The following is a 25660-nucleotide window of genomic DNA, read 5'->3' as shown; positions in this document are numbered from 1 at the left end:
TCACGTCTACGCCTGACGCCGGCTCAGAACAGCGCCACTTCGCCCTCGGTGAGCTCCCGCCACTCGCCGGGCGCCAGCGTCGGGTCGAGACGCAGGGGCCCCACCGACTCGCGATGCAGGGCCTCGACATGGTTGCCGATGGCCGCGAACATCCGCCGCACTTGGTGATAGCGCCCCTCGGTGATGGTCAGGCGGGCCTGCCGGGCATCGAGCAGCTCGAGCTCGGCGGGTCGGGTCACGGCCTCCTCGCCCTCGAGCCAGAGCCCCTCGGCGAAGGCGGCCACCGCCCGCTCGGCTTCCTCTTCCGCCAAGGGGCGCGCCAGGGTCGCCACATAGACCTTGGCGCAGGCCCGCTTCGGCGAGGTGACCCGATGGGACCACTGGCCGTCATCGGTCAGCAGCAGCAGGCCGGTGGTCTCGACATCCAGCCGCCCCACCGGCTGCAGCCGCTCCGCCTTGGGCGCCTCGACCAGGTCCACCGCCCGGGGATACAGGCCACGGCGCGCCGTGCACTCCACACCGACCGGCTTGTGCAGCATGATATGGCGCAGCCCCACCAGGGCCAGGGGCATGCCGTTCCAGGTGACGCGGTCCTCGTCCCCGACATGCCTGGCGCCCTTCTTCTCGGGCTCGCCGTTGACGGTCACCTCGCCGCGGGACAGCGCCCGCTTGGCCAGGCCCCGGGTGAGTTCGGTGCTCTCCGACAGGAAACGGTCCAGGCGCATCAGCTCCCCACCCCGTCGGCCAGAGCGAAGTGGTCGGCGTCACGCCAGGCCGGGAACTTCTCGCGGAAGGCGGCGAGCTCGTCCAGCGACAGGCGGCCGGTCCTGACGAAGGGCGTGTCCCGCGGCTCGTCGATCAGGGGCTCGCCCTTGGCATCCACCAGCATGGAGTCGCCGGCATAGGCCATGCCCTTGGCGTCCTCGCCCACCCGGTTGACGCCGATCACCGGGCACAAGTTCTCGACGGCCCGGGCCTGCAGCAGCACCCGCCACGGGTGGCGACGGGGGGCCGGCCAGTTGGCCACGCACAGCAGCGCATCGTACTCGAAGTGCTCGCCGGGGGCCGGCTGCTGACGCAGCCAGACCGGGAAGCGCAGGTCATAGCAGACGCTGAGCAGCAGCCGGAAGCCCTTCAGCTCGACGATCACCCGTTCATGGCCCATGGCATAGCGCTCATGCTCGCCGGCCATGCGGAACAGGTGGCGCTTGTCATAGTGCACCAGGCTGCCATCGGGACGCGCCCAGACCAGCCGGTTGAAGTAGTCGCCGTCCTCCACCACGGCCACGCTGCCGGTGATCACGCAGCCGCGACGCCGCGCCTGGTCCTGCAGCCAGGCCACGCTGGCGCTGTCGGCCATCGGCTCGGCCATCTCCCGGGAATTCATGGTGAAGCCGGTGGCGAACATCTCCGGCAGCACGATCAGGTCCGTCTCGGCCCCACCGAGGTCACCAAGGGTCTCCTCGAGCATCCGGCAGTTGGCCTCGGGGTCTTCCCAGCGCAGGTCGCACTGCACCAGGGTGGTTCGAAGTTCGCTCATCGGGGTCTCCATCGGCGCAGGGGTAATCTCCCCAGCCTAACCGAGACGGCCGTGCCACGCAGCCATCGACGGCACAGGGCGAGCGCTGTGATACGCTGCTCGCTGCGGTTGTCCTGAGGCCTTCCGACGATTCACCTGATGATAGCCGACATCATGACACCTTGGCGCCATTTTTGAGGCAAATCCAAACTCCGCGCGAAGTCGCCTCACGCGCCTTGCGTACTGTCATCGGTCTCGGATTGCCGCGACGTTACTCCACATCTTTCGTCTTGGGCATCGTACTAGGAGAAAGCGGCATTGGCCGGCTTATCGCAATTTGCATAGTGTAGCAATGAAACAGTCAGATGCTTTCATTGATGCGACCGAAGAGGTCTCGAAGCCCCCATGCCTCCCACTACCATATTTGACATTCCCACGCCCAGCCTGATTCTCGATCGAGCGAAACTCGTGAGGAACATCCAGCGAATGGCCGATGCGGCCAGGAGCAAGAATGTCGCACTACGTCCCCACCTGAAGACCGCAAAGTCCATTGATGTGGCACGCCTGGCCATGGAAGGACAAGCCGGTGGCGTCGCTGTATCCACGCTGAAAGAGGCCGAGTATTTCGCCAGTCATGGCATCATGGACATCCAGTATGCCGTCTGTATCCTGCCGGATCAGCTGGAGCGAGTCGCCAGCATTCAGCAACAGGGCGCAGATCTCACCCTGATCACCGACAGCGTTGCGGTTACCCGAGCGATCTGCGAGAGGGGCAAGGAACTCGGCGCGAACTTCCTGGTACAGGCCGAACTGGATTGTGGGGAAGGCCGCTCGGGCGTCTTTCCCGACAGTAAGGAGCTTATCGAGATCGCCCGCCTTGCCCACGAGGCCTCTCATGCACGCTTTGCTGGCGTCATGACCCATGCCGGCCATTCCTACCAGTGTCGCTCGATTGCCGAGATCGAGAAGGTCGCCGAAGTGGAGCGTTCTACCGCGGTCAGGGCAGCCGAACGAATCCGTGACCATGGCATCCCGTGCGCCACGGTCAGCATTGGCTCCACCCCGACAGCGCTCCATGCTCGCTCGCTGGATGGCGTGACGGAAGTACGTCCGGGGGTCTACATGTTCGGCGACATGTTCCAGGCACAGATCAACTCCTGCGGTGTCGATGACCTGGCCGTTTCCGTGATCACCGAGGTCTGCAGCCATCACGCCTCGCTGGACAGGTTACTGATCAACGCCGGGGCACTGGCCCTGTCCAAGGACCGCAGTACGGAGAACATGCCAAATGATGTCGGCTTCGGACTGGTGACCGATGCAAGAGGACAACTCCTCAAGCATAAGATGAAGGTGGCCAGAGTCTATCAGGAGCACGGCCAGGTTCCGTTGGTAGAAGGCGTATCGTACGAAGAGTTGCCGGTCGGGACGCGACTTCGCGTCTATCCCAACCATGTCTGCATGACGGCGGCCATGTACAACCACTATCATCTCGTCGACAGCGACAAGGGTGACGGGTGCGAGGTCATCGCCACCTGGCCACGAGTCAACGGATGGTGAAGGCTGGTTCAAGAGGGGCGCCCTGGGCCCCTCTTGAACCAGGAGGGGAAGTCAGTAATCCACCGCCACAGCGTGGCCGAGCTCCTTCGCCAGGCGTACGGCCAGCGCTGCCACTACCAGGTCCTGCAAGGCCACCCCGGTACCATCGAAAATCGTGATCTCATCAGCATCGCGCCGGCCCTCACGGTGTCCTTCGATGACCTGACCGATACTACCGCGAAGACTCTCCCTGGTAATCAAGCCGCTGGCGTAGGCATGCTGGAACTCGCCGATGCTGATGGATTGCTCGGCCTCATCCACGAACAGGGCGCTGGCAGCAACCAGTTCCGGATCCAATTCCTGCTTGCCCCTGGTATCGCACCCCATGGCACTGATATGGGTGCCCGCACGCACCCACCCCTGTTCCACTAGGGCCCTGCGGGAGGGCGTTGCCGTGATCAGGATTTCCGCCTCGTGGGCCACGGCTTCACAACTAGGCTCGGTGATGCACTCCAGCCCGAACCCGGCGATCGTCTCCCTGAAGGTCGCCAGGCTCTGCTCCGTAGGGTCCCAGGCATGGACCCGCTCCAGCCGTCTCACCGCCATGGTGGCCTTGAGCTGGTACTCGGCCTGAACCCCGGTACCAATGATCCCGACAATACTTGCATTCTCGCGCGAGAGGTAACGGGTTGCGATGGCGCTCACCGCCCCGGTCCTGACGCCGGTCAGGTAGTTCGCACTGACCAGAGCAGTGGCTCGTCCAGTTTCCAGGTCGAACAGCAGTGTCGAGGACTGGTGGTTACCCAGGCCCTTCCCAGCATTGTTCGGCCAGTATCCACCAGCCTTGAGCCCGAGAATCGGTGTCATCACGTCCCCACCGGACTTCACCCCATAAACGGCATCCAGATATCCGACCTCTTCACGCACGACAGGGTAGTTCCGTGCCTCCCCTCTCGCCATGGCGGCAAAGGTACGCTCCACCTCTCTGATCGCGTCTTCGACGCTCACCAGCTCGCGGGCAAGACTCTCTGAAATCACAAGCATCTTCGGGTCCCTTTGTTACGTGCTTCAGCGCAGGAGCGTCGGCAGGAAGGAAGACAGGCCGGGAATGAGCACCAGCATGATGACGACCCCAATTTCCGCCACCAGGAACGGGAGCACGGCACGGAAAATGGGAAAGACGGGGCTTTCAGCGATTCGGCAGGCTACGAAGAGGCAGACACCCACCGGCGGGGTAATCAGTCCCAGGGTAAGGGGCAGGATAACGATCATGGCGAACTGCATCGGGTCGATATTCATAGTCGCCGTGACCGGCATCAGCATGGGGACGATCAGCACGATGGCAGCCCCCGGCTCGAGAAAGGTCCCGATCAACAACAGGACCCCGACGAGGACCATGAGGAACAAGGTGGGGTTGTCGGCAAACTGCAGTGCAAACCCCTGGACCCAGCCACCGATCCCGCCAATGGTCAGCACATAGGACACCACCGTCGCGGCCGCGATGATCAGGTAGATGGTGGCCGTGACCCTGGCACTGCGCTTCAGCGCGTCCCACAGGCTGGCAAGATCCATGGTCCTGAAGACGAACCAGGAGATAAGCAGTGCATAGACGACGGCCACGCCACCCGCCTCGGTGGCGGTAAAGACCCCCAGCAGCGTCCCGCCGACGATCAGGACCGGCAGCCCCATCACCAACACCCCGTCCCGAACCAGGGTGGCGATCTCATGCCTCTCCACCTTGTAGCTGGAGCGAGGGAGTCGCTCGCCACGTGCCTGCCACCAGATCACCAGCCACATGACGCCGGCCAGCATCAGGCCAGGGACGATCCCAGCGATGAACAGGTCGATCACCGACTGGCGGGTGACGGCGGCATAGATGATCATGATGACGGAAGGGGGGACGATGGGCCCGATGATCGAGGAGGCGATCGTGACGGCCGCCGCATAGTGCTTGTCGTAGCCCTCCTCCGGCATCCCCTTGATGAAGATCTGTCCGAGCGCAGCGGTATCGGCGACGGCAGCGCCCGAGATCCCCGCGAACAGGACCGACGAGGAGACATTGGTATAGGCCGTGCCACCCGGCACACCCCGGGTGACCAGTCCCGCCAGCCGTATCAGCCGTGTCGTGATGCCTCCCCGGTTCATGATTTCCCCGGCGAAGATATAGAAAGGGGCGGCCAGCAGGACGAAATTGTCCATGCCGGTGAACAGCCGCGTGGGCACCGAGATCAGGTTCAGATCGAGGGACCACAGGCCAATGGCACCCGCGATGCCCAAGGCAAACACGATCGGTACGCCAATGGTGAGCATGATGACGAAGGCGATGGACATCGCGATCATGGTCGGTTCTCCTCGATTTCTTCTCGCTGCAGCGCATCCTCAGGCAGTATCATCAGGCACAGGACCTTGACCAGCATCAGTGAAGCCCCCACGGGAATGGCCATGTAGGGAATGGTCATCGGGATCCGGGTCGCAGGCGATACCTGCCGCATGTTGTTGATGGCCGCCGGGAAGCCCTCCCATATCAGCAGCAGACAGAAGCCAGCGATGCAGGTCAGCACCGAGAGGTGAACCAGACGACGGAAGAGTGGCGAGCGCACACTCGTGAACAGGCTGATTACCATATGCTCGCCCCGGAATAGGGCGGCACTGCCGGCCAGCATGACCATCCAGGTGGTGGAGTAGCGCATGGTCTCCTCACTCCACGATAGAGGGTCCACCAGCACATAGCGGAAGAAGACCTGGGCCACGTTCATCAGGATTATGGCGACCAGCAGGATGGCAGCGATGGCCTCCGTCGCATGGGTAAGCCCCATGGCAAGATTGAATACGCGTCCCCTCATGCTGGATTTCTCCTGATGATGTTGACGAGTACTTGGGGCGACTGGCGAAACGGGATCATCCATCATTTCGGTATCGACACCTTCAGCAACAAGAGAGGGGGAAGGCAGTGCCTGCCTCCCGCCCCAGCTGGCCATCGATTCACATGCTCCCTGTTACCTTCCTATCGTCCGTAGAGAGCAGGCTCCTGGGATGCAGCAGTATCCAGCAAGCCCTGGACCAGATCCTCGCCGACCTGCTCCCTCAGGTATTCCAGCACCGGCTCCTGCGACACTTCCGCGAAAGCGGCCTTCTCTGCCATGGTGGTCATATGGATGTCGACGCCTTTATCCCTGATCAGGTCAATATATCGCTTGGCCCCTGCCAGCTTCTGAGTGTTCTCAATGCGTGCAGCCAGTGTTGCTGCTTCCAGCACCACCGCTTTCTCATCGTCACTCAGGCCATTGAAGAAGTCGTCGTTGATGATATAGGCGTGAACCCCAAGAATATGCTCGTCGGTGGACATGTATTTCTGTACGTCCATCAAGTTGTAATCATAGTTAACCTGGGCGGGGTTTTCCTGCCCATCAATGACGCCCTGCTTGGCAGCCATGATAATCTCGGAGCCTGGCATTGGCGTAGCCGCAGCCCCAAATGACTCCACAAAACGAATGAAAACAGGGCTTTCCATTACTCGCATCTTCAACCCCCTGAGATCCTCAGGCGTGCGAATCGGTCGAACATTGTTGGTGAAGTCGCGAAACCCATTCTCTCCCCAAGACATGACCCGAATACCGGTATCCTGTCGCATATTCTCGGCGAGATCCTTGAAGAACGGGCTATCGAAAACGGCCCAGGCATGTGCCGAAGATTTAAAGAGATAGGGAATCGAAAGCACCTGGATATCATTATAGAAACCGGCCAGGGCACCGGTATCCACCAGACACACCTCGACAGCACCCTGCTGCACCTGTTCGGCACATGCGCGTTCGGCTCCCAGCTGGGCGCTCGGGAACAGCCGGACCGTTATGTCGCCTTCGGTCTTGTACTCGACGTGATCCTTGAAGGCAACCAATGCATTCCATTCAGGGTTGTCACCCTGGGGGGCATTCATACCGAACTTGATGGTGGTGGCCATCACTGGACCTGCTGCTCCCAACACCACTGCTGCGGTGGTGGCCGCCATGGCCCACTTCACAAACATATTCATATTAATCCCCACTATTTGTTGTAGATAAGAGGGTCTTTCAGTCACAATTACAGGTTAATTGCTTTATGGTCACAGGGCGAATGCAAAGACATGATAGGTCAATACCGCTGGCGTATAGATACGACGAAATAATCAGCGATTCTGATCAAGTGATCGCGAACATACGCTACGTTCAAGGGCATGCTCATGCCGGCGGTTGCCAATCGACCCGGCTATCGACGGGAAAGACAGGGCGTGGAAGATTCCTGAAATCGAACCTCGTCAGGATCGGCGAAGTCAAGCCTGGGGCATCGACTTCGATGACCTGGTCAGGGCCAAAGAATTCGTCGAAGCCAGCCCGGAAGTGGCCTCGTGACTTAACCACCACGGCGCGGGCACTGGCGATGTCCAGCCCCATCATCTCCAGGAAGACCGGATCGGCGCACTGGGTGCGAATCGATATCACAACAACCTGAATTCCGCCCAGGTCCAGGAGGGCCGTCGGCCCCAGGTTCATGCGTCGTCCGGCATAGAAACCCCGACGACCGACGCAGTCCCCGTCCTTGAGACATGCCACTCTGGCAGGTCCCTGGAACCGTAGCGAGAAATGATCGGGCTCGACCCGGTTGAAGACAGCGCTGAATGTTGCCCCAACCCCAAGGTCATGCGCCTCGCGGGCCAGCTCGGGGTCGTGGATCACACCGACCATCACCCCCGTGGCCCCGGCATTGTGCAGGGCTTCGAGAATCCACATCGTGTTGCCTCGCCCCCCGCCACCCGGGTTGTCGGCCACATCGGCCAGGATGAGAGCCGGCAGACGGGGTTGTTCTCCCGCCTCCACGACCCGGGCTACGGTCTCCTCCAGCGAGGTCAGGTGCGGCACATAGCGCTCATGGTCATCCCACGCTTTGCTGGCGATCAGGCGAGCTACTGCCCTGGCTGCCTCGCCATCGTCCCTCGCGGTCACGAGAATGGCCATCCCGTTTTTTGGTGTATCGCCAAAGGCAAAGCCACCGAGAATGGAGACATTGGCGATCTTCGCGGTGATGAAGGTCTGACCGTATTCGATGATGTCGGCATAGGGTCCGGACTCGGTCAGCAGAGTCACCGTCGGAGGCGTCAGTGGCAAGCGGATGAAGGCCATCTCAGGATGCATGCCGGCAAACATCTCCAACAGGATACCCGCCGCCTCCCGCCCGCGCTCCCGCATGTCCACATGCGGATTGGTACGATAGGCGACGATGACGTCGGCCGCCTCGACCATGCGCTCGGAGACGTTGCCGTGCAGGTCCAGGGTCGCCACGACAGGCAGATGGGAACCGACGATGGCGCGGACCATCGCGAACATATCGCCGTCCGGATCATACACTTCGGTGGTGATCATAGCGCCATGATTGGCAATGTAGACGGCGTCGAGCGGCATGGCGGCTTCGAGACGGCGCTTCATCTCATCGCGAGTCGCCTGGTAGAAGGCATGATCCAGGGGGCCTCCGGCCTCCACCAGGCCCACCAGGATGGGGACAGGCGTCCAGTCGCAGCGTGAATTCATGGTACTACTGAAGCCACGGATCTCCGCGGGCAGCTTGGGGTCGGAACTGCTCAGGTCTGCCAGGATTTCATCACCCGCCAGATAGACCCGGTTGAGATAGTCATCCTCGGTGGTCACCGGCGCGAAACGGTTGCTTTCGAGCATCAGGCCCAGGATGGCGACACGCCGCGAATACGTCCCCGTCATCTGATCAATCCCCTTCTGATGGAGATTACAGCTTACATGGGACCTTTCCCGGGCCCCCAATGCTACCTCGGCCTAGTCCGATGCCGTAGCGGTATCACCGAGCACCGCCCAGAACTCTTCCGCGGCATGAGGGAGGGGCTCCCGGGAGCGAAACACTCGGATGTCGACGGGAATGCACCAGGAGGCGTCTCCGGATAGCACCAGTGTTCCCGCCTCCAGCTCCGCAAGGATCTGGTTCTCGGGCAGCCACGCCAGGCCTCGCCCGTCGCGGGCCATGGTTTTCAGTACGGCCGCCAGGTGGGTTTCGAAGACCCGCTTCATGACCGGGCGAGCGGGATGGTGCGCCAGCATGAAATCCACTGCGCGCCCGATGGCGGAGGTTTCCGCATAGGCCAGATACGCGAGTGGCGATGCCGTCGAACCTGGCAGCGGCTGCGATGGCCGCCCCTGCTCGTCCGGTGCCGAGACCGGCAGCAGACGGTCCTCACCGACCTTCACCGACTGGTAACGGTCCTCGGGCAGCGGGATATCCACCGAGGGGTGGGTATGGCACATCATGAAGTGGCACTCACCACGCAACAGCGACTGCACACAGCTGCCCACCTGATTGGAATCCAGACGGATCAGCAACACGCCGGCTCGCTCCTCGATATGTCGAATCCAGTCGGGGAAAAAGGTCAGGGACAGGCTGTGGGTGGAGGAGAACGAGATAGTGTTCTCGCTCGACTGACCGATCTGGCGAATCTCGTCACGTGCCTGGAAGAGCCGACGCAGCACACCCTCGGCAACCGGATGAAAGCGTTCGCCCGCCGGCGTCAGCGTGATGGGTTGCTTGCCACGATCAAACAGTGGTGCGCCCACCCACTCTTCCAGTGCCTTGATGCGCCGGCTGAAGGCGGGCTGGGTGGTGGCACGAGACTCGGCCGAGCGCGAGAAGTTGCCCGTATCCGCCAGGGACAGGAAGTCCATCAGCCACTTGATTTCCATCGCAGGAGACTCCGGCATGGCCAGGCCGAATCAGCCCATTGAACACCGATCATGGCCCGACTGCGGTAGGCATGCAAATCACGCATGATTCGATCCCGAACCGGCATTCGCCAAGGGTACGCCGACTCGCAATGATGTCTTCAGTGACCCGTTTCGACAGTTGTGCCGGACAGACGAGTACCATGGGGGAGACAGTGACCACCATCAGGCCATACTGGAAGAATTTCATCGATGGCGAATGGACGGATGGCGCCAGCAACGAGCGCCTCGTCATCACCAACCCGGCGACCGGCGACCCCATTGCCGAAGTCGCCCGCGCCATGCCCGCCGATGTGGATCGGGCCGTGGCAGCTGCGAGACGTTGTTTCGACAATCGAAACCTGGCCGAGATACCGCCTCATCAGCGGGGAGAGATGATGCGGGAGGTGTCCCTCCGGCTCGGTGAACTGGCTGACGAGATCGCCAACGTCGAGTGCTTCGACAATGGCAAGACACTGAAGGGGGGATACGAGGATGTCACCCTGGCTCAGCGCTACCTGAACTACTACGCTGGCATGGCCGACAAGCTGGAGGGCCGCCAGATCCCTCTGGGCGAGGGGGTGCTCGACTACACCACCCATATGCCATTCGGGGTTTCGGCCCAGATCGTGCCGTGGAACGGGCCGCTTCCGGTGGGGGTGCGCTCCATCACCTGCGCTCTCCTCACGGGCAATACCGTCGTCCTCAAGTCACCGGAGGACTCCCCGTTGAGCCTGTTCCTGTTTGCCGAGGCGTGCGAGCGGGCCGGCATCCCTCGGGGGGCCGTCAATATCATCTGCGGCTACGGGCATGATGCCGGCGCCAGCCTGACCGCGCATGGCGATATCGACCACATCGTCTTCACCGGTTCCGTCGAAACCGGCCGAAGCGTGCTGCGGGCCGCCTCGGAACGGATCGTCCCCTGCATCATGGAACTGGGCGGCAAGTCGGGCGGGATCGTCTATCCGGATGCGGACCTGGGGCAGGTGGCAAAAAGCGCCGCGCGGGGAATCTTTCATCATGCCGGACAGATCTGCTCGGCCGGCTCTCGCCTGATCGTGCACCGTTCGATCCATGACGAGCTGGTGGCACGGCTCAAGGACGAGGCCGAAACGCTTAGCGTCGGTCCGGGCATCGACGGCTGCGACATGGGTCCCCTGATTTCCGCGCGGCAACTTGATCGGGTCGAGTCCCTCTGCCGTATCGGAGTCTCGGAGGGCGCGACACTGGTCACCGGGGGGGCACGTATCGCCGGCATGCCAGGACATTTCATGGCGCCCACCATCTTCACCCAGGTGCGTCCCGAGATGCGGATCGCCCAGGAGGAGTTCTTCGGCCCGGTGATCGTGGTCCTCCCCTTCGACTCGCCGGAGGAGGCCATCGCCGTTGCCAACGGCACAGACTACGGCCTGGCGGCCGGGGTATATACCAACGACCTGAGGCTGGCCCACTGGACGGCCGACCGTTTGGTCGCCGGGCAAGTCTATGTCAATGAATGGTGGACGGGTGGCGTAGAGACCCCCTTCGGTGGCACCAAGCGGTCGGGGTATGGCCGGGAGAAGGGGCAGGAAGCCCTGCTCGGCTATGTTCAGACCAAGAATGTCGGCATCCGCCTCTAACCATGACTGATCGCTTCGATTATGTCGTCATTGGCGCGGGCAGCGGCGGTTCGGTAGTCGCTGGTAGGCTATCGGAATCGGGGCAGGGCTCGGTCTGCGTGCTCGAAGCCGGCCCAAGAGACTGTCACCCGTCCATCCATGTGCCGGCCGCCGTGGTGCATACCCTCGATAATCCCCGCATCAACTGGATGTACCGCACGGCACCCAGTTGGGGGACGGGAGGACGCTGCATCATCCAGTCGCGCGGTAAGACGCTTGGTGGGTCGGGATCGATCAACGGACATGTCTACACCCGAGGTCACCGCTCCGACTTCGACCGCTGGGCAGCGATGGGCAACCGCGGCTGGAGCTATGCGGAGGTATTGCCGTATTTCAAGCGCTGCGAACGGCGTATCGGCGACGGCGATGACCGCTATCGGGGGAGGGCCGGCCCCTTCACCATCACCGATATCGATCAATCTGATCCACTCTGTGATGCCTTCATGGACGGGGCGGAGTCACTCGGCATTCCACGCAACCCCGACTACAACGGTGCATCGCAGGAGGGCATCGCCTACGTCCAGCGCAGCATTCATCGGGGGCGTCGGGTCAGCCCTGCACGGACCTTCCTCTATCCAGCGATGAAGCGTGGCAACACCGAGGTACGAACCCGGGCCCGAGTACTGCAGGTTCTCCTGGCGGGTAGGCGTGCCGTCGGTGTGCGCTACCACCGGGGCGGCCGTGACCAGGTGGTACTCGCGAACCGGGAAGTGATCCTCTGTGGCGGCGCCATCGCATCACCACACCTGCTACAGCTATCGGGCATCGGGGCCCCGAGCCTGCTGCAGCACATCGGCGTACCTCTGGTTCACTCCCTCGCCGGGGTCGGTGAGAATCTATGCGACCACTATGCGGCAAGGTTGGTGATGCGCATTCGTGGCATCGAAACCATCAACGAGCGCGTGCGCGGGCTCAAGCTGGTGAGGGAAGTCGCCCGCTACGCTTTCAGCCGGCGCGGTGCCCTGGCCCTGACTCCGACCCTGGTCTACTGTTTCTGGAAATCGGACCACGGCGATATCCAGGTCTCCTTCACTCCCGCCAGCTATCCGGCGGGAATCTGGAACGGGCTGGACAAGCTTCCCGGCGCGACCATCGCTTGCTGGCAGCAGCGACCGGCCAGCAGGGGACATGTCCGCGCCCTGTCGGCCGACCCCTTCGCACCACCCGAGATCCAGCCGAACTACCTGGCCGAGGAGGAGGATCGTCTGGCCCTACTCGCCGCCATGCGTCTCGGCCGCCAGCTGATCGGCAGCCTCCCCTTTTCGCGGCATGTCGAACAGGAAGTCTGGCCCGGCAACCGGGCACAGAGCGATGCTGAACTGCTCGACCATGCTCGCCACACCGGCAATACCACCTATCATCCGATCGGGACCTGCCGCATGGGGCCAGCGAAGCGCACGGACAGCGTGGTCGATGACCAGCTGCGGGTTCACGGCGTGCAGGGACTGCGTGTGGCCGATGCCTCCATCATGCCGACGATGCCGGCGGCGAATACCAATGCGCTCGCCCTGATGATCGGGGAAAAGGCGGCCGACCTGATACTGGGCAAGCCCCCCTTGCCTCCTGAACCACCCGGTTGACGGCGAGTCAGTGCTACCAGCGAGTTTTCTTGGCCACCGCGCACCTTACGACCCTCCTGGTGCGAGACCGCCTGCTGGAATGTTGTTCACCACGCTTCCCGCCAGGGCAATGATGGCCATGCCCCCCATGAGGATGCCGAAAGGTTCACTGTTGGCCAGCAGCCTCAGCAGCATGCCCACCGTGGAATAGATGATCACCGCGAGCACCAGCGCCGCATGGTAGAGGCTGTTGAACTGAATGACCCGGAACTGCGCCATCAGCCCGACGGCGACGAAGAAGGCCGTCTTTAGGGAGCGGGAGGCCGCCTCCTGCACTTCCTGCCCACCGGCCACGGCCATACTCCCCCCACCGGCGACGGCTAGGCCGCCACCAGGCGATTGTTGCGCATCACCGGCGTGAGCAGCATCGCCAGCAGGCAAGACATCGAGGGACGGTATGGAATGGGCGGTTCCTTATCTGCACCCGCCACTCGCTGGGTTCGTCGGGGATCAGGGACGCCACGTCTCGAGGTGCTCGTCCAGGAAGGCGGCGATGCCGGCGGAATACTCGGGCTCGCTGTCGAGAAAGCCGGTGTTGTGGCCGCCGTGGATGACCAGCAGCTCCTTGGGCTCGCGGGCGGCTTCATAGACGGCCTTGCCCTCGCCGAAGGGAATGATCTCGTCCTCCCGGCTGTGGATCACCAGCAGCGGCGCCGAGCGCTGGGTCACGTAGCGCTCGACATCGTATTCGAAACGCGACAGCCAGCGAACCGGCAGGAAGGGATAGAGTCGCTGGCCGAGCTTGGGCACCGAGCGAAACGCCGACTCCAGGATCAGCGCCCCCGGGCCCTCGCCCGGCGGCAACGAAGCGGCCAGTTCCGCGGCCACGCCCGCCCCGAGGGAGCGGCCGAAGAGCACGATCTCCTCGGCGGCGAGGCCGCGTTCCTCAACCAGCCACTGCCAGGCGGCCCGCGCATCCCGCGCGGTGCCTTCCTCTGACGGGCGCCCTTCGCTTTCCCCGTAACCGCGGTAGTCGACGATCAGCACCGAGAGCCCCAGGCGGTGAAACTGGCGGATCGACGCCAGGCGGTGGGAGATGTTGCCGGCATTGCCATGAAAGAAGAGCAGCGTGGCGCGCGCCGGCTCGGCCGGTATCCACCACGCCGCCAGGGTGAGGTCGTCGCTGGTCCGCAGCCTCACCGCTTCCCAGTCAAGGCCGATGTCGGTCGGCGTCCCCATGACCTCGCGCCCCACATGGGGCAGGTAGAGCAGGCGTGCCTGGAAGGCCCAGGCCAACAGCAGCACCAGGGAATATGCGGCCAGCAGGCCAGCGGCTACCTTCAGCATCTACCCTCCCTTCTATCCGCCGGTTGCAAGGTCAAACGCCGCGGCACCGGCCACTATCCCGAGATCACCTCGATGACCGCCTCGGCACACCGCGGCCGGTGTGTGCTAGCCTAGGCGTTTTGTTAGGACGATAAGCATGATCCCGACTGCCACCGACGCCGAGGCCGCCAAGGGGGTCGGCTTTGGCCTTGCCGCCTACCTGATGTGGGGCTGCTTCCCGCTGTTCTTCGCCCTCTTCGAGGGCGTGCCGGCCTACGAGATCCTCGTCCATCGGGTCCTCTGGTCGTGCCTCTTCCTGGCCGGGGTGATCGTCCTGCTGCGCCGCTGGTCGCCGGTCCGCCAGGCCCTGGCCCAGCCAAGGCGGCTCGGCCGGGTGCTCGGCTGCGCGCTGCTGATCGCCCTCAACTGGGGCCTGTATATCTATGCGGTGGAAAGCCGCCAGGTGCTCCAGGCCAGCCTCGGCTACTTTCTCACGCCGCTGGTCAACGTGGCCTTGGGCATGCTGGTGCTGCGCGAGCGCATGGCGCGCCTCCAGGCCCTGGCAGTGGTGCTGGCCGGCGTGGCCATCGCCCTGCAGCTGGCGATGCTCGGCGAGCTGCCGTGGATCAGCCTGACCCTGGCGCTGTCCTTCGGCACCTACGGGCTGCTGCGCAAGCAGGTCCCCCTGGACGGCCTGTCCGGCCTGTTCGTCGAGACCCTGCTGCTGCTGCCCTTCGGGCTGCTGGCGCTGGCCTGGCTCGGCCAGGCCGGGCAGTCCCACTTCCTGGACGACGGCCGAACCACTGTCCTGCTGGTGACCAGCGGGGTGCTGACCGCCCTGCCGCTGCTGGCCTTCGCGGGGGCGGCGCGACGCCTTCGCCTGGCGACCTTGGGGTTCCTGATGTACCTGAACCCGAGCCTGCAGTTCTTCATCGCCCTGCTGGTGTTCCGCGAGCCGCTGACCTCGGTCCAGCTGGCGACCTTCGGCCTGATCTGGATCGGCCTGGCCCTGTACTCCTGGTCGGCCTGGCAGGGGCGCCCGCGGCAGGCCGCCGGCGCCTGAGCGTATGGCTCAGCGACCGCCGCCAGCGTAGCGGGCCAGGTAGTCGTCGAGCTCCAGGGGACGGGCGAGCCCGAAGCCCTGCAGGGCCTGGATGTCCTGGCCGGCCAGCCAGGTGGCCTGGGCCGACGTTTCCACCCCCTCGGCCACCACGTCCAGACCCAGCTGACGACAGAAGCGCACCATGGCCTCGTAGGCCTCGAAGGCCCGGCCGTGCTCCCCCGCCGCCAGCAACAGGGTCCGGTCGAGCTTGACCACGTCGAAGGGCAGGCGCTGGAGCAGCTGGAAAGCCGTATAGCCGGTGCCGAAATCATCCAACGCCACCCGCACCCCCAGGTCGTGAAGCCGGTCCAGCACCGCCTCGACCCGGGTCAGGTCGCTGAAGTCCGCATGCTCGGTGACCTCGAGTTCGAGGCATTGCGGAGGCAGGCCCCGCGCCTCGAGTTGGGCCGCCAGGGCCAGCAGGAACCCCTCGCTTTCCAGGGTGGCGAGATTGACGTTGATGGCCAGGCTGGGCAGCGTCGACAGCCGATCGCGATGGGCCTCGAGCCAGGCCAGGCTGGTCTCCATCACCCAGCGATCAAGCCTCGCCGAGTGCCCGAGGCTCTCGACCACCGGCAGGAACTCTCCCGGCGCGATGTCGCCCAGCTGCGGATGCCGCCAGCGGATCAACGCCTCGACTCCGAGCAGGGCGTGGTCACTCGGCCTGACCTTGGGCTGCAGCACCAGCCGCCACTGGGCCTCCGGCGCAGCGATCAGCGTCTCGATTGCATCGGCCAGGCGCCGGAAACGGGTGGCCGCCTGGGCAGCCAGGGGCTCGACCGGCATCACCGGCTGCCGCCAGCCCTGGCGCTCCAGGCGCACCAGACCGTCGTCGAGGGCGGCACAGCACTGGGTGACATCCGCCCGGTGACCGCCCAGCCGCAGCAGGCTGGCATGCCAGGCCAGGCGATGGGTGGCGTCGGTGCGCAGCAGACCATCGAGCCGTGCCAGCATGGCATCGAAGTGCTGCTCCCCCTTGGCCACGTCCTGGCCGTCAGGGATCACACCCAGCAGGTTGAACCCGCTGCCCGCGTAGAGCGACCAGTGCGGCGGCATGGCCTCGCGGATCAGCGCCAGCTGCTCGAGGAACATCGCCTGGGCTGCCGGGAGTCCGAGTCGCACCCGATAATCGCGAAGCATCGGCGAGCTCAGCTCGAACATCCAGCCATCCCGGGCCGCCTGGGCGTTGTCGAAGTCGCTCTCGAGCACCTGACGGGTGGGCAGGCCGGTGAGGCGGTCGACCATCAGCTGCCGGCGGGCGCGCTGGGCGCGCCCCCGCGACCAGGCCAGCACCAGCACGCTACCAGCCAGCACCCCGCCGACCCCGACGCTGGCCCACAGCAGTCGCTGGCTGGAAAGCTCGGCACGCTGCAGCGTCGCCCCCACCGCCAGCCACTCGACCCGCGACGCCAGGCGCGCCGGCACGCGGCCGGACCAGCGGGCATCGAGGACGCGTCGCCCTGCACCGACTGCCTGTCGCGCCGGCAGCCGCGCGAAGGCGGGGCTGACCAGGGCCTCGACGGCCAGTGTGCCCAGGCGGCGGGTATCCAGGATGGCCCCACCGCTACAGCCGAGCGCGACCTGGTAGGGCAGATGGCAGAACACGGGAATCCCGTTCGCCTGCAGATCCGGCAGCCAGCCCCGTCGCCGGAGATCGAGGTCACCCGCGCCGGTGGTCTGCCCTTCCACCAGGTAGACCCGGGTGTCCGCTGGCAGGTCCGCCAGGGCGCGGGTCACCGACGCCGGGGTCCAGTCCCACAGCACGTCGACGGCATGCGCGGCCTCGGCGCGGGACAGGCTCGCCAGGAAGTCCGTGGTCAGATCGACGCCCACCGGGGTGCGATCCCCCAGCACCAGCACGGGCAGGGGACCGCCGAAGGCATCGGCCAGGAAGCGCAGCGACTCGCTGGCCAGGTCCGGATAGAGAATCAGCTTGACACCGCGGGCCACCGCCCGGCGACGCAGGGCGTCATCATTGACGCCCAGCGCCACGACCCGGGACGGTTCGCCCAGGGCATCGACATGCTGCAGATAGAAGCGCACGGCGGCGTCGTCCAGCAGCAGCAGGCGATCGGCCGGCGACACCGCGCGACGCCCCTCGAGGCGGCTGAGCTCCAGGCGGAAGGCCTCGGCCTCGCCCAGGCGGCGGGCATCCAGGTAGTCGACGTCCAGGGCCGGGAGCGCCAGGCGTTCCGCCGCCGCGTCGATGCGCTCTACCAGCTCGTTGGTCCAGGGGTTGCCGCTGTGGTACGAAGCCAGCACCAGCATGCGCGCCGGAGGCGCCTGCGCTGCCGCCAGGGCCGGCCAGGCGCCGAACAGCAACACCAGCAGCCCCAGCCACCACATGCCGCGCGGCCCGAGCCTCACGCGTGTTGCCGTCCCTCTCCCTCGCCGCACACCCACTATCCCCTCGTTGACAGGCCTTCCATCAAAAGGGGAGCCCCGCCAGGCGTCAACCTCGAGGCATTCAACTGGCAGACAACGCCGGGCTCGCCTGGCCGGAACCACTCCGCTACCATCGCGCCATGACTCACGCTGTCTCGCCCGTCGACCGGGGGCCGGTGCTGCTCATCGGCGCCGGTCATGCCCACCTCCACCTGATCCAGCAGCGCCAACGCCTGCCGGCCGCGGAGGTCATGCTGGTCGATCCGGGCGGCTTCTGGTACTCCGGCATGGCCACCGGGGTCCTCGGCCACCAGTACTCGCCCGGCGAGGACCGGCTGGACCCCAGGCGCCTGGCTCGCCGGCATGGGGTCGAGGCGTTGCGCGGCCGTCTGAGCGGGCTCGATGTCGGGCGCCGCGAGGCCCTGCTCGACGATGGCCGACGCCTCCCCTTCTCGGTGCTGTCGCTCAACCTCGGCTCGCGGACGCCCTGTCCCGCTCCCCACCCGCAGGGGCCCGCCGTCTGGCCGGTGAAGCCGATTCCCTGCCTGGTGGCCCTGCGCCATCGCCTGACGCGCGAGCTCGAGGCGGGGCGTCAGCCGCGCATCGTGGTGGTCGGCGGCGGCGCCAGCGGCGTCGAGGTGGCCTGCAACCTCTGGGCCCAGGCACGCCATCATCGGGGCCAGGTCGATATCCGACTGGTGACCCGTGGCCAGCGGCTGCTGGAAGGCGCGCCCCGGGGCGCCGTGAGCTGGCTGGCGGGCTACCTCGCGCGCCGCGGGATCCGTGTCTCCACCAGTCTCGAGGTGCGCGGCCATGCCGCCGGCGGCCTGATGGTCGCCTCCCTCGACCAGCCCTGGGGCGAGGACAGCTACCGCCACCTGGAGGCCGACCACGTGGTGCATGCCGCGGGGCTGGCACCTCCACCGGTGCTCGACTGCCTGGGACTGCCGACCCTGGCCGGGCGGGGCCTGGCCGTGACCGAGACCCTGCAGAGCCCCCAGGCGCCATGGGCCTTCGCCGCGGGGGACTGTGCCGCGATGCTCCACCAGCGCCTGCCCCGCCTCGGCGTCTACGGCGTCCGCCAGGCACCGGTGCTGCGGGCCAATATCGCCGCCCACCTGATGGGAGGCCCCCTGCAGGCCTATCGCCCCCAGCCTCGCGCCCTGGCCATCCTCAACCTCGGCCAGGGCCAGGCCCTGGCCATCCGTGGCCGGCGCTGGTGGGGCGGCCGGCTCGCCATGCTCTGGAAGCGCTGGCTGGATGCCCGCTTCCTGGCCGGCTACCGCCGAGGCGGGCCGCCCGCGCCCTAGAGCGCGGCCGCCAGGGCCTGGTCGAGATCGGCGATGATATCGTCGACATGCTCGATGCCGATCGACAGGCGCACCATGTCGGCGGTGACGCCGGCCGCCTTCAGCTCCGCGTCGTTGAGCTGGCGATGGGTGGTGGCGGCGGGAATCGACGAGCAGCTCTTGGCATCGCCGATGTTGACCAGGCGCAGCACCAGCCCCAGGGCGTCATAGAAGCGAGCGCCGGCCTCGCGGCCTCCCTGGATCCCGAAGCTGAGGATGCCCGACGCCCGACCGTCCATGTAGCGCTGGGCCAGCGCATGGTCCGGGTGGCTCTCCAGCCCGGCATACTGAACCCAGGTGACCCGGGGATGGGCCTCCAGGTAGCGGGCCACTGTCACGGCATTGTCGCAGACGCGTTCGATACGCAGCGCCAGGGTCTCCAGGCCCTGCAGCAGGTTCCAGGCCGACTGCGCGGAGAGCGCCGCCCCCATGTTGCGCAACGGCACCACCCGCGCCCGGCCGATGAAGGCCGCCTCGCCCAGGTCGCGGGTGTAACAGACGCCGTGGTAGGACGGGTCCGGCTCGTTGAGCAGCGCGAAGCGCAGGGGATGGTCGGCCCAGGGGAACCGTCCGGAATCGATGATCACCCCGCCGACCGTGGTGCCATGGCCGCCGATGTACTTGGTCGCGGAGTGGATGACGATGTCCGCGCCGTGCTCGATGGGGCGGCACAGAAAGGGCGTGGGCACCGTGTTGTCCACCAGCAACGGCACCCCGTGTCGGTGGGCGACCTCGGCCAGGCCCGCCAGATCGACGACGCCGCCGGAGGGATTGCCCACGCTCTCGCAGAACACCGCCTTGGTGCGCGAGTCGATCAGCGCCGCGATGCCCTCGAGGTCGTCCTTGTCGGCGAAGCGCACCGTGATGCCCTGGCGCGGCAGGGTATGGGCGAAGAGGTTATAGGTCCCCCCGTAGAGCTCGCTGATCGAGACGATATTGTCTCCGGCCTCGGCGATGGTCTGGATGGCATAGGTGATCGCCGCCATCCCCGAGGCGACGGCCAGCCCGGCGATCCCGCCCTCGAGGGCCGCCAGGCGCTGCTCGAGCACCGCACAGGTGGGGTTCATGATCCGCGAATAGATGTTGCCCTCGACCTTGAGGTCGAACAGGTCCGCCGCGTGCTGGGCACTATCGAAGGCAAAGGAGGTACTCTGGTGGATCGGCACGGCGACGGCATGCTGGTCGTCGGGAGCATAGCCGTGGTGAAGGGCGAGGGTCTCGGGTTTCATGACGGTTCCTTGCGCTTGCTTGCGAGTCGGATTGTTGAGGCCAACCCCCGATGCTAGCCAAGACTGATCGGAACCACCAATATCGTTTAGTCTGGCATCGCCCCGTCCACCCCTGACAACGAAAGGCCCGGATGCTCAAACGCTACCTGCCGATTCTGACCTGGTTGCCCCACTACAACCACCGCCTGTGCGGCGCCGACCTGCTGGCCGGCACCATCGTCACCGTCATGGTGATTCCCCAGTCGCTCGCCTACGCCATCCTCGCCGGCCTGCCGGCAGTGGTCGGGCTCTATGCCAGCATCCTGCCGCTGCTGGCTTACACCCTGCTCGGCACCAGCCGCACCCTGGCGGTCGGGCCGGTGGCCATCATCGCCCTGATGACCGGCGCGGCCCTGGCCGGCGTAGCGCCCCCGGGCTCGCCGGCCTACCTGCAGGCCGCCCTGGTGCTGTCGCTGCTCTCCGGGGCGATGCTGGCGATCATGGGCCTGCTGCGCATGGGCTTCTTCGCCAACTTCCTGAGCCACCCGGTGATCGGCGGCTTCCTGTCCGCCTCGGGCCTGCTCATCGCCACCAGCCAGCTCTCCCACCTGCTGGGCATCGATGCCGGCGGCTACGATGCCCTGACCCTGCTGGCGAGCCTGGCGCGACACCTCTCCGAGTTGCATGGCCCGACCCTGACCGTCGGGATCGGCACCCTGGCCTTCCTGGTCGGCGTGCGACACCTGGGGCGCGCGACCCTGTCGCGCCTGGGGCTGCCCAAGGGCCTCTCCGGGCTGCTCACCCGGGCCGGGCCGGTCTTCGCGGTCATCGCCACCGCCCTGATCAGCTGGTGGCTGGGGCTCGCCGAGCGGGGGGTGGCGGTGGTCGGCAGCGTGCCGGCCGGCCTGCCGCCGCTGACCCTGCCCCGCTTCGAGGCGTCGCTATGGCGGGAGCTGCTGGTGCCGGCACTGCTGATCAGCGTGGTGGGCTTCGTCGAATCGATCTCCATGGCCCAGATGCTCGCCGCCAAGCGCCGCGAGCGCATCTCGCCCAACCAGGAGCTGATCGGGCTGGGCGGCGCCAACCTCGCGGCGGCCTTCTCCGCCGGCATGCCGGTCACCGGTGGGCTCTCGCGGACCGTCATCAACTACGAATCCGGAGCGCGCACGCCCATGGCCGGCCTCTTCGCGGCCATCGGCATCGGCCTGGTCACGCTGGCCCTGACGCCCCTGCTCTACCACCTGCCGGTGGCGACCCTGGCCGCCACCATCACCGTGGCCATCCTGACCCTGGTCGACATCCCGCTGATCCGCCAGACCTGGCGCTATTCGCGCAGCGACTTCTCGGCCATGGCGGTGACCATGCTGCTGACGCTGGTGGAAGGGGTCGAGGCCGGGATCATCAGCGGTGTGCTGCTGTCGATCATGCTGTTCCTGTATCGCACCAGCCGTCCCCATAGCGCCCTGGTGGGGCGCATCCCCGGCACCGAGCACTTTCGCAGCGTAGTGCGCCACGACACCGAGACGGTCAGCCACCTGGCCCTGCTGCGCATCGACGAGAGCCTCTACTTCGCCAATGCCCGCTACCTGGAGGACACCCTCTATGCCCTGGTGGCAAGCCGCCCCGAACTGGAGCATGTCGTGCTGATCTGCTCCGCGGTGAACCTCATCGATGCCTCGGCCCTGGAGAGCCTGGACGCCATCAATGCCCGGCTGAAGGACTCCCGGGTCACCCTGCACCTGGCCGAGGTGAAGGGCCCGGTGATGGACCAGCTCAAGAAGAGCGACTTCCTCGATGCACTCGCCGGGCGGGTCTTTCTCAGCACCTATTCGGCGTGGACCGAACTGCGCCGACCGACGCAGTGAGGCCGGCACCCGGGCCGGCCTCGTCGCGAAGATGACGGATCAGGCTCAGGGCATCAGCACACGGTCGATGACGTGGATCACGCCGTTGGACTGGCCTACATCCACCACCGTCAGGTTGGCGGCATTGCCCTGGGGATCCATCACCACCAGATTGTTGCCGTTGCGCATCACGGTGAGCCGCTCGCCCTGGACGGTCGCGAAGCTCGCGGCCTCGCCGCGCTCCATGACCGCTTCCTGGAGGTCCTTGCGGGTCATCCGCCCCGGCACCACATGGTAGGTCAGCACCTTCTGCAGCTGGCCCCGGTTGCCGGGCTCGAGCAGCGAGGCCAGCGTACCCTCGGGCAGCCGCTCGAAGGCGGCATCCACCGGGGCGAAGACGGTGAAGGGGCCCTCGCCCTGCAGGGTCTCGGCGAGTCCCGCCGCCTGTACCGCGGCCACCAGGGTCTCGTGGTCGGCGGAATTCACGGCGTTCTCGACGATGTTGCGCTCGGGCAGCATGGTGGCGCCGCCGACATCGGTGGGCCCGTGGGCGGCCTGGGCCTGGCCGATGGCGAGGGTGGCAGCGCCGAGACAAGCGGCAAGGAAAAGGGTTCTGGTCTTCATGGCGATCTCTCCTGTCGGAATTGACATGCCTTCCGTGGGGAAGGCTCAGGCAGAGATACGCGGCCGATCGACGATTGGATGCAGCGGATTGCGTTGAGAGCGGCGCTTTACTCCCCGAGGTGGCCTCGACACCATGGGAGGGCCTCTCTCGGCAAGCGCAAGGAAGCGGCATGAGCGATCCCACTCAAGGCCTGATCGATGCCCTCACGGCCTGTGGCCGCGGTGAGCACCGCGCCCTGGAGCACCTCTATCGCGCCACCAGTCCGCGTCTGTATGCCCAGTTGCTGCGTATCGTCAGGCAGGAGGCCGCCGCCCAGGACTGCCTGCAACAGGTCTATGTGCGGGCCTGGCAGGCCGCCGGCCAGTACGACCCGAACCGTGCCCAGCCGATGACCTGGCTCTCCACCCTGGCGCGCAACATCGGCATCGACTGGCTGCGGCGACGACGTCCCGATGCCGAACACGGCGATGACGGCCTCGAGAGCCTCACCGGCGGCCGCGCCCCGGAACCGGAGAGCCTGGCGGCGGAGCGTGACGCGGCCCTGCACGACTGCCTGGCGACACTGAGCGCCGAGCAGCGCCAGGTCATGGAACTGGCCTACTTCCAGGGCCTGACCCACGGCGAGCTGGCCGAGCGGGTGGTGCAGCCGCTCGGCACAGTGAAGAGCTGGATTCGACGCGGACTCGAGAGGTTGAAGGCATGCCTGACCAGTGGGACCTGAGCCAGCCCGAGGAGCGCCATCTCGCCGCGGGCGAATACGCCCTGGGGGTGATGGGCGCGAGCGAACGCGTCCGCTTCGAGGCGCTGCTCGCGGTCAGCCCCGACCTGCAGCGCGAACTCGCCGAGTGGCAGGAGCACCTGCAGCTGTTCAACGACCGTCTCGCCCCCGTCACCCCGCCACCCGGGGTCTGGCAGGCGATCGCCGCACGCACCGGCGGCGACACCTCCTGGTGGCGCTCGCTGCCCCTGTGGCGCACCCTCTCGGGCGCCCTGGCGACGCTGGCCCTGGCGCTGGGCCTGCTCTGGTGGTCGCCCCTCGGCGATCCCCCGCCGGAGGCGGCCGTCTATGTGGTGCTCGGCGAGTCCCGCACGCCGGGCTGGATCATCCGGGCCTCCGATCGCGGCGAGCTCTACGTCCAGGCCGTCCAGCCACGCCAGGTCGGCAAGGACCAGACCGGCGAGCTGTGGCTGATCGCCGATGGCACCCCGACCTCCCTGGGGCTGCTGCCCGCGTCCGGTGAGCGAATCCTGTCGCCGGGGGCGGCCCTGCGCGAGCAGCTCATGGACGCCGACCTGGCGGTCAGCGTCGAGCCGGCGGGCGGCGCCCCCGAGGGCAAGCCGACCGGCCCGATCATCGACCATGGCCGACTGACCCCGGTCCGCGGGGCGTCCCTGCGGCTCTAGTGCCCTGTTTCGGGGGCTGGCAAGCGCTGATGCTACAGGGTACTGGTCCGGCGCAGGGACGGGCGCGAACAATGTCCATCATTTGCCAGGATGCGGAGTATCCTCAGAAAGTGACGACGATTATCGGGCCTGACGATGATCGGGTATCATGGGCGTCTACTTCAGGGAACGGCAGTACCATGGACAGCACCCCGAAACAGAACCTCGGCATCAGCGCCTACACCTGGCTCAAGCACGACATCATCCGCGGCATCTTCCAGCCGGGCGAAAAGCTGCTGATGAGCCGGCTCAAGGAGCGCTACGATCTGGGCATCGGGCCGCTGCGCGAGGCGCTCTCGCAGCTGGTCGCCGAACGGCTGGTGGTGGCCATCAGCCAACGGGGCTATCGGGTCGCGCCCATGTCCCGCGAGGAGCTTGCCGATCTCTATGACGCCAGGGCCCAACTCGAGGGGCTGGTGCTGGAACTGGCCATCGAGCGCGGCGACGACAGCTGGGAGGCGGAGATCCTGGCCAAGGCCCATACTCTGGCCAAGGTCATGGAAGTCAGGACCCCGGACGAGATGCTCGATATCTGGGATGCCCGCCACAAGGCGTTCCATACCGCCATCGCCGCCGGCTGCAACTCGCCACACCTGATGCAGCTGCGCGAGAGCCTGTTCGACCAGGTCGAGCGTTATCGCCATCTTTGGCTGCAGGCCACGGTGTTCTCGGAGGAGGCCCTGGAGCGCAAGCGCCGGGAGCACGCGGCCCTGGTCGAGGTCATCCTGGCTCGCGACGCCGGCAGGGCGCGGGCGATGATGCGGGAGCACCTGATGACTCCGGTGCCGATCATCCTCGACATCATGCAGCAGCGGGGACTGGCCTAGTCGGCCTATCGCCGCGTGTCGCCCGACTGTCCGGATCCGGCACGCCAATGTCGCTCGACGTCATGGGGCTGTCACGGCGAGGTGCGAGACTCCCGTTATCCCCCAGAGGAGAGACCGTCATGCCCATGCCCCACCTGCTGCGCCTGACCCGCGACCAGGAGATCCGCCTCGACCGGCTGGCCGAGCGTTGCGGGCTGTCGCGCACCGAACTGCTCGAACGCCTGGTGGCCGAGGGTCTCGCCGCGCTCGAGACCGAGCTGATGGTCGAGGGCGCCGGCCTGCGCCGCGCCGAGCGCTCCATCGACCAGCTGCTGCGCGAGAGCGGCCTCGGCGCCTGAGTCGCCAGCAACCGGGCCGCGCCGTGCGGTGTCTCGAGCGGCGATGGCCTCAGCCCAGGTACTTGATCATTACGCCCGCGGCCACCGCCGAGCCGATCACGCCGGCCACGTTGGGCCCCATGGCGTGCATCAGCAGGAAGTTGTGGGGGTTGGACTCCAGCCCCACCTTGTTCGACACCCGCGCCGCCATGG

The 25660-nt window shown here is 66.0% G+C and carries 24 protein-coding genes; 10 read left to right on the top strand and 14 right to left on the bottom strand.

Annotation, left to right across the window (positions count from 1 at the left end; translation table 11 throughout):
• Positions 1–23: 23 nt before the first annotated feature.
• Both EKG36_RS07580 and EKG36_RS07575 read right to left on the bottom strand, forming a co-directional pair.
• Positions 24–725, bottom strand: coding sequence for a pseudouridine synthase (locus tag EKG36_RS07580; RefSeq protein WP_126482693.1), 702 nt, complete (start codon positions 723–725; stop codon positions 24–26).
• On the bottom strand, positions 725–1540 hold the full coding sequence (locus tag EKG36_RS07575) for an amidohydrolase (protein ID WP_126482692.1): 816 nt from the start codon (positions 1538–1540) through the stop codon (positions 725–727). Before EKG36_RS07575 ends, EKG36_RS07580 begins: the two co-directional genes overlap by 1 nt.
• 384 nt (positions 1541–1924) lie before the next feature.
• Between EKG36_RS07575 and EKG36_RS07570 the strand changes: the two genes are divergently transcribed.
• Positions 1925–3076 carry an alanine racemase gene (locus EKG36_RS07570; protein ID WP_126482690.1) on the top strand — a complete coding sequence of 384 codons (1152 nt, stop codon included), beginning with the start codon at positions 1925–1927 and terminating at the stop codon, positions 3074–3076.
• A 51-nt stretch (positions 3077–3127) separates the two neighbouring features.
• Here EKG36_RS07570 and EKG36_RS07565 read toward each other — a convergent pair whose 3' ends face one another.
• The 6 genes from EKG36_RS07565 to EKG36_RS07540 all read right to left on the bottom strand — a co-directional run bounded on the left by EKG36_RS07565 (position 3128) and on the right by EKG36_RS07540 (position 9786).
• Positions 3128–4099 (bottom strand): ornithine cyclodeaminase family protein, encoded by a 972-nt coding sequence (locus EKG36_RS07565; protein ID WP_126482688.1) that lies wholly within the window; start codon positions 4097–4099, stop codon positions 3128–3130.
• A gap of 24 nt (positions 4100–4123) precedes the next feature.
• Positions 4124–5395 (bottom strand): TRAP transporter large permease, encoded by a 1272-nt coding sequence (locus EKG36_RS07560; RefSeq protein WP_126482686.1) that lies wholly within the window; start codon positions 5393–5395, stop codon positions 4124–4126.
• Positions 5392–6033 (bottom strand): TRAP transporter small permease, encoded by a 642-nt coding sequence (locus EKG36_RS07555; RefSeq protein ID WP_126482684.1) that lies wholly within the window; start codon positions 6031–6033, stop codon positions 5392–5394. Before EKG36_RS07555 ends, EKG36_RS07560 begins: the two co-directional genes overlap by 4 nt.
• 26 nt (positions 6034–6059) lie before the next feature.
• Entirely contained in the window at positions 6060–7085 is a 1026-nt protein-coding gene (locus EKG36_RS07550; protein WP_126482682.1) for a DctP family TRAP transporter solute-binding subunit, read from the bottom strand.
• A 184-nt stretch (positions 7086–7269) separates the two neighbouring features.
• A complete protein-coding gene (locus EKG36_RS07545; RefSeq protein WP_126482680.1) occupies positions 7270–8799 on the bottom strand; it encodes a M81 family metallopeptidase in 1530 nt (509 codons plus the stop codon).
• Between the two features lie 72 nt (positions 8800–8871).
• Complete coding sequence (locus tag EKG36_RS07540; protein ID WP_185827509.1) at positions 8872–9786, bottom strand: LysR substrate-binding domain-containing protein; 915 nt, start codon at positions 9784–9786, stop codon at positions 8872–8874.
• Positions 9787–9968: 182 nt separating this feature from the next.
• Between EKG36_RS07540 and EKG36_RS07535 the strand changes: the two genes are divergently transcribed.
• Together EKG36_RS07535 and EKG36_RS07530 are read left to right on the top strand one after the other, a co-directional pair.
• Positions 9969–11423 (top strand): aldehyde dehydrogenase family protein, encoded by a 1455-nt coding sequence (locus EKG36_RS07535; protein ID WP_126483028.1) that lies wholly within the window; start codon positions 9969–9971, stop codon positions 11421–11423.
• Positions 11424–11425: 2 nt separating this feature from the next.
• A complete protein-coding gene (locus tag EKG36_RS07530; RefSeq protein ID WP_126482676.1) occupies positions 11426–13042 on the top strand; it encodes a GMC family oxidoreductase in 1617 nt (538 codons plus the stop codon).
• A gap of 45 nt (positions 13043–13087) precedes the next feature.
• Here the strand turns inward: EKG36_RS07530 and EKG36_RS07525 are convergent, their stop codons facing one another.
• On the bottom strand, positions 13088–13381 hold the full coding sequence (locus tag EKG36_RS07525) for an efflux RND transporter permease subunit (RefSeq protein WP_126482674.1): 294 nt from the start codon (positions 13379–13381) through the stop codon (positions 13088–13090).
• A gap of 150 nt (positions 13382–13531) precedes the next feature.
• Positions 13532–14368 (bottom strand): alpha/beta hydrolase, encoded by an 837-nt coding sequence (locus EKG36_RS07520; RefSeq protein ID WP_126482672.1) that lies wholly within the window; start codon positions 14366–14368, stop codon positions 13532–13534.
• Between the two features lie 136 nt (positions 14369–14504).
• Between EKG36_RS07520 and rarD the strand changes: the two genes are divergently transcribed.
• Entirely contained in the window at positions 14505–15410 is a 906-nt protein-coding gene (gene rarD / locus EKG36_RS07515) for an EamA family transporter RarD (RefSeq protein WP_126482670.1), read from the top strand.
• Between the two features lie 9 nt (positions 15411–15419).
• Here rarD and EKG36_RS07510 read toward each other — a convergent pair whose 3' ends face one another.
• The gene (locus EKG36_RS07510) at positions 15420–17816 is read right to left on the bottom strand and encodes an EAL domain-containing protein (protein WP_126482668.1); all 2397 of its coding nucleotides are present in this window, start codon (positions 17814–17816) and stop codon (positions 15420–15422) included.
• Between the two features lie 158 nt (positions 17817–17974).
• On the opposite strand from EKG36_RS07510, the gene EKG36_RS07505 reads away from it, so the two are divergent.
• Positions 17975–19144, top strand: a complete 1170-nt coding sequence (locus EKG36_RS07505; RefSeq protein ID WP_126482666.1) for an NAD(P)/FAD-dependent oxidoreductase — start codon at positions 17975–17977, stop codon at positions 19142–19144.
• Here the strand turns inward: EKG36_RS07505 and EKG36_RS07500 are convergent.
• On the bottom strand, positions 19141–20412 hold the full coding sequence (locus tag EKG36_RS07500; protein ID WP_126482664.1) for an O-acetylhomoserine aminocarboxypropyltransferase/cysteine synthase family protein: 1272 nt from the start codon (positions 20410–20412) through the stop codon (positions 19141–19143). The two genes, EKG36_RS07505 and EKG36_RS07500, sit on opposite strands and share 4 nt — an antisense overlap.
• Positions 20413–20543: 131 nt before the next feature.
• On the opposite strand from EKG36_RS07500, the gene EKG36_RS07495 reads away from it, so the two are divergent.
• Positions 20544–22256 (top strand): SulP family inorganic anion transporter, encoded by a 1713-nt coding sequence (locus tag EKG36_RS07495; protein ID WP_126482662.1) that lies wholly within the window; start codon positions 20544–20546, stop codon positions 22254–22256.
• A gap of 45 nt (positions 22257–22301) precedes the next feature.
• On the opposite strand, the gene EKG36_RS07490 is transcribed toward EKG36_RS07495, so the two are convergent.
• Positions 22302–22859: a fasciclin domain-containing protein gene (locus EKG36_RS07490; protein ID WP_126482659.1), complete on the bottom strand. Its 558-nt coding sequence runs from the start codon at positions 22857–22859 to the stop codon at positions 22302–22304.
• Between the two features lie 170 nt (positions 22860–23029).
• Here EKG36_RS07490 and EKG36_RS07485 point away from each other — a divergent pair, with 170 nt between their 5' ends.
• The 4 genes from EKG36_RS07485 (at position 23030) to EKG36_RS07470 (ending at position 25468) form a co-directional block, all read left to right on the top strand.
• Positions 23030–23581 carry a sigma-70 family RNA polymerase sigma factor gene (locus EKG36_RS07485; protein WP_126482657.1) on the top strand — a complete coding sequence of 184 codons (552 nt, stop codon included), beginning with the start codon at positions 23030–23032 and terminating at the stop codon, positions 23579–23581.
• Positions 23560–24264, top strand: a complete 705-nt coding sequence (locus tag EKG36_RS07480) for an anti-sigma factor (RefSeq protein ID WP_126482654.1) — start codon at positions 23560–23562, stop codon at positions 24262–24264. The genes EKG36_RS07485 and EKG36_RS07480 overlap by 22 nt, the downstream gene beginning before the upstream one ends.
• Positions 24265–24443: 179 nt before the next feature.
• On the top strand, positions 24444–25130 hold the full coding sequence (csiR, locus tag EKG36_RS07475; protein ID WP_126482652.1) for a DNA-binding transcriptional regulator CsiR: 687 nt from the start codon (positions 24444–24446) through the stop codon (positions 25128–25130).
• A gap of 119 nt (positions 25131–25249) precedes the next feature.
• Positions 25250–25468, top strand: a complete 219-nt coding sequence (locus tag EKG36_RS07470) for a DUF1062 domain-containing protein (RefSeq protein WP_126482650.1) — start codon at positions 25250–25252, stop codon at positions 25466–25468.
• A 49-nt stretch (positions 25469–25517) separates the two neighbouring features.
• On the opposite strand, the gene EKG36_RS07465 is transcribed toward EKG36_RS07470, so the two are convergent.
• The coding region (locus tag EKG36_RS07465) for a sodium ion-translocating decarboxylase subunit beta (RefSeq protein WP_148113485.1) at positions 25518–25660 on the bottom strand (143 nt) is incomplete at its 5' end.

It is taken from the genome of Halomonas nitroreducens (assembly GCF_003966155.1).
GTDB lineage: Bacteria > Pseudomonadota > Gammaproteobacteria > Pseudomonadales > Halomonadaceae > Halomonas > Halomonas nitroreducens.
Note: the sequence above shows the minus strand (reverse complement) of the source record. Positions and strands in the feature narration are given on the sequence as shown.

What these genes read in the sequence shown, in the direction of transcription:
- EKG36_RS07580 (WP_126482693.1), bottom strand. Translation starts at nt 725, where the DNA reads ATGCGCCTGGACCGTTTCCTGTCGGAGAGCACCGAACTCACCCGGGGC.
- EKG36_RS07575 (WP_126482692.1), bottom strand. Translation starts at nt 1,540, where the DNA reads ATGAGCGAACTTCGAACCACCCTGGTGCAGTGCGACCTGCGCTGGGAA.
- EKG36_RS07570 (WP_126482690.1), top strand. Translation starts at nt 1,925, where the DNA reads ATGCCTCCCACTACCATATTTGACATTCCCACGCCCAGCCTGATTCTC.
- EKG36_RS07565 (WP_126482688.1), bottom strand. Translation starts at nt 4,099, where the DNA reads ATGCTTGTGATTTCAGAGAGTCTTGCCCGCGAGCTGGTGAGCGTCGAA.
- EKG36_RS07560 (WP_126482686.1), bottom strand. Translation starts at nt 5,395, where the DNA reads ATGATCGCGATGTCCATCGCCTTCGTCATCATGCTCACCATTGGCGTA.
- EKG36_RS07555 (WP_126482684.1), bottom strand. Translation starts at nt 6,033, where the DNA reads ATGGCCAGCTGGGGCGGGAGGCAGGCACTGCCTTCCCCCTCTCTTGTT.
- EKG36_RS07550 (WP_126482682.1), bottom strand. Translation starts at nt 7,085, where the DNA reads ATGAATATGTTTGTGAAGTGGGCCATGGCGGCCACCACCGCAGCAGTG.
- EKG36_RS07545 (WP_126482680.1), bottom strand. Translation starts at nt 8,799, where the DNA reads ATGACGGGGACGTATTCGCGGCGTGTCGCCATCCTGGGCCTGATGCTC.
- EKG36_RS07540 (WP_185827509.1), bottom strand. Translation starts at nt 9,786, where the DNA reads ATGGAAATCAAGTGGCTGATGGACTTCCTGTCCCTGGCGGATACGGGC.
- EKG36_RS07535 (WP_126483028.1), top strand. Translation starts at nt 9,969, where the DNA reads ATGGGGGAGACAGTGACCACCATCAGGCCATACTGGAAGAATTTCATC.
- EKG36_RS07530 (WP_126482676.1), top strand. Translation starts at nt 11,426, where the DNA reads ATGACTGATCGCTTCGATTATGTCGTCATTGGCGCGGGCAGCGGCGGT.
- EKG36_RS07525 (WP_126482674.1), bottom strand. Translation starts at nt 13,381, where the DNA reads ATGGCCGTGGCCGGTGGGCAGGAAGTGCAGGAGGCGGCCTCCCGCTCC.
- EKG36_RS07520 (WP_126482672.1), bottom strand. Translation starts at nt 14,368, where the DNA reads ATGCTGAAGGTAGCCGCTGGCCTGCTGGCCGCATATTCCCTGGTGCTG.
- rarD (WP_126482670.1), top strand. Translation starts at nt 14,505, where the DNA reads ATGATCCCGACTGCCACCGACGCCGAGGCCGCCAAGGGGGTCGGCTTT.
- EKG36_RS07505 (WP_126482666.1), top strand. Translation starts at nt 17,975, where the DNA reads ATGACTCACGCTGTCTCGCCCGTCGACCGGGGGCCGGTGCTGCTCATC.
- EKG36_RS07500 (WP_126482664.1), bottom strand. Translation starts at nt 20,412, where the DNA reads ATGAAACCCGAGACCCTCGCCCTTCACCACGGCTATGCTCCCGACGAC.
- EKG36_RS07495 (WP_126482662.1), top strand. Translation starts at nt 20,544, where the DNA reads ATGCTCAAACGCTACCTGCCGATTCTGACCTGGTTGCCCCACTACAAC.
- EKG36_RS07490 (WP_126482659.1), bottom strand. Translation starts at nt 22,859, where the DNA reads ATGAAGACCAGAACCCTTTTCCTTGCCGCTTGTCTCGGCGCTGCCACC.
- EKG36_RS07485 (WP_126482657.1), top strand. Translation starts at nt 23,030, where the DNA reads ATGAGCGATCCCACTCAAGGCCTGATCGATGCCCTCACGGCCTGTGGC.
- EKG36_RS07480 (WP_126482654.1), top strand. Translation starts at nt 23,560, where the DNA reads ATGCCTGACCAGTGGGACCTGAGCCAGCCCGAGGAGCGCCATCTCGCC.
- csiR (WP_126482652.1), top strand. Translation starts at nt 24,444, where the DNA reads ATGGACAGCACCCCGAAACAGAACCTCGGCATCAGCGCCTACACCTGG.
- EKG36_RS07470 (WP_126482650.1), top strand. Translation starts at nt 25,250, where the DNA reads ATGCCCATGCCCCACCTGCTGCGCCTGACCCGCGACCAGGAGATCCGC.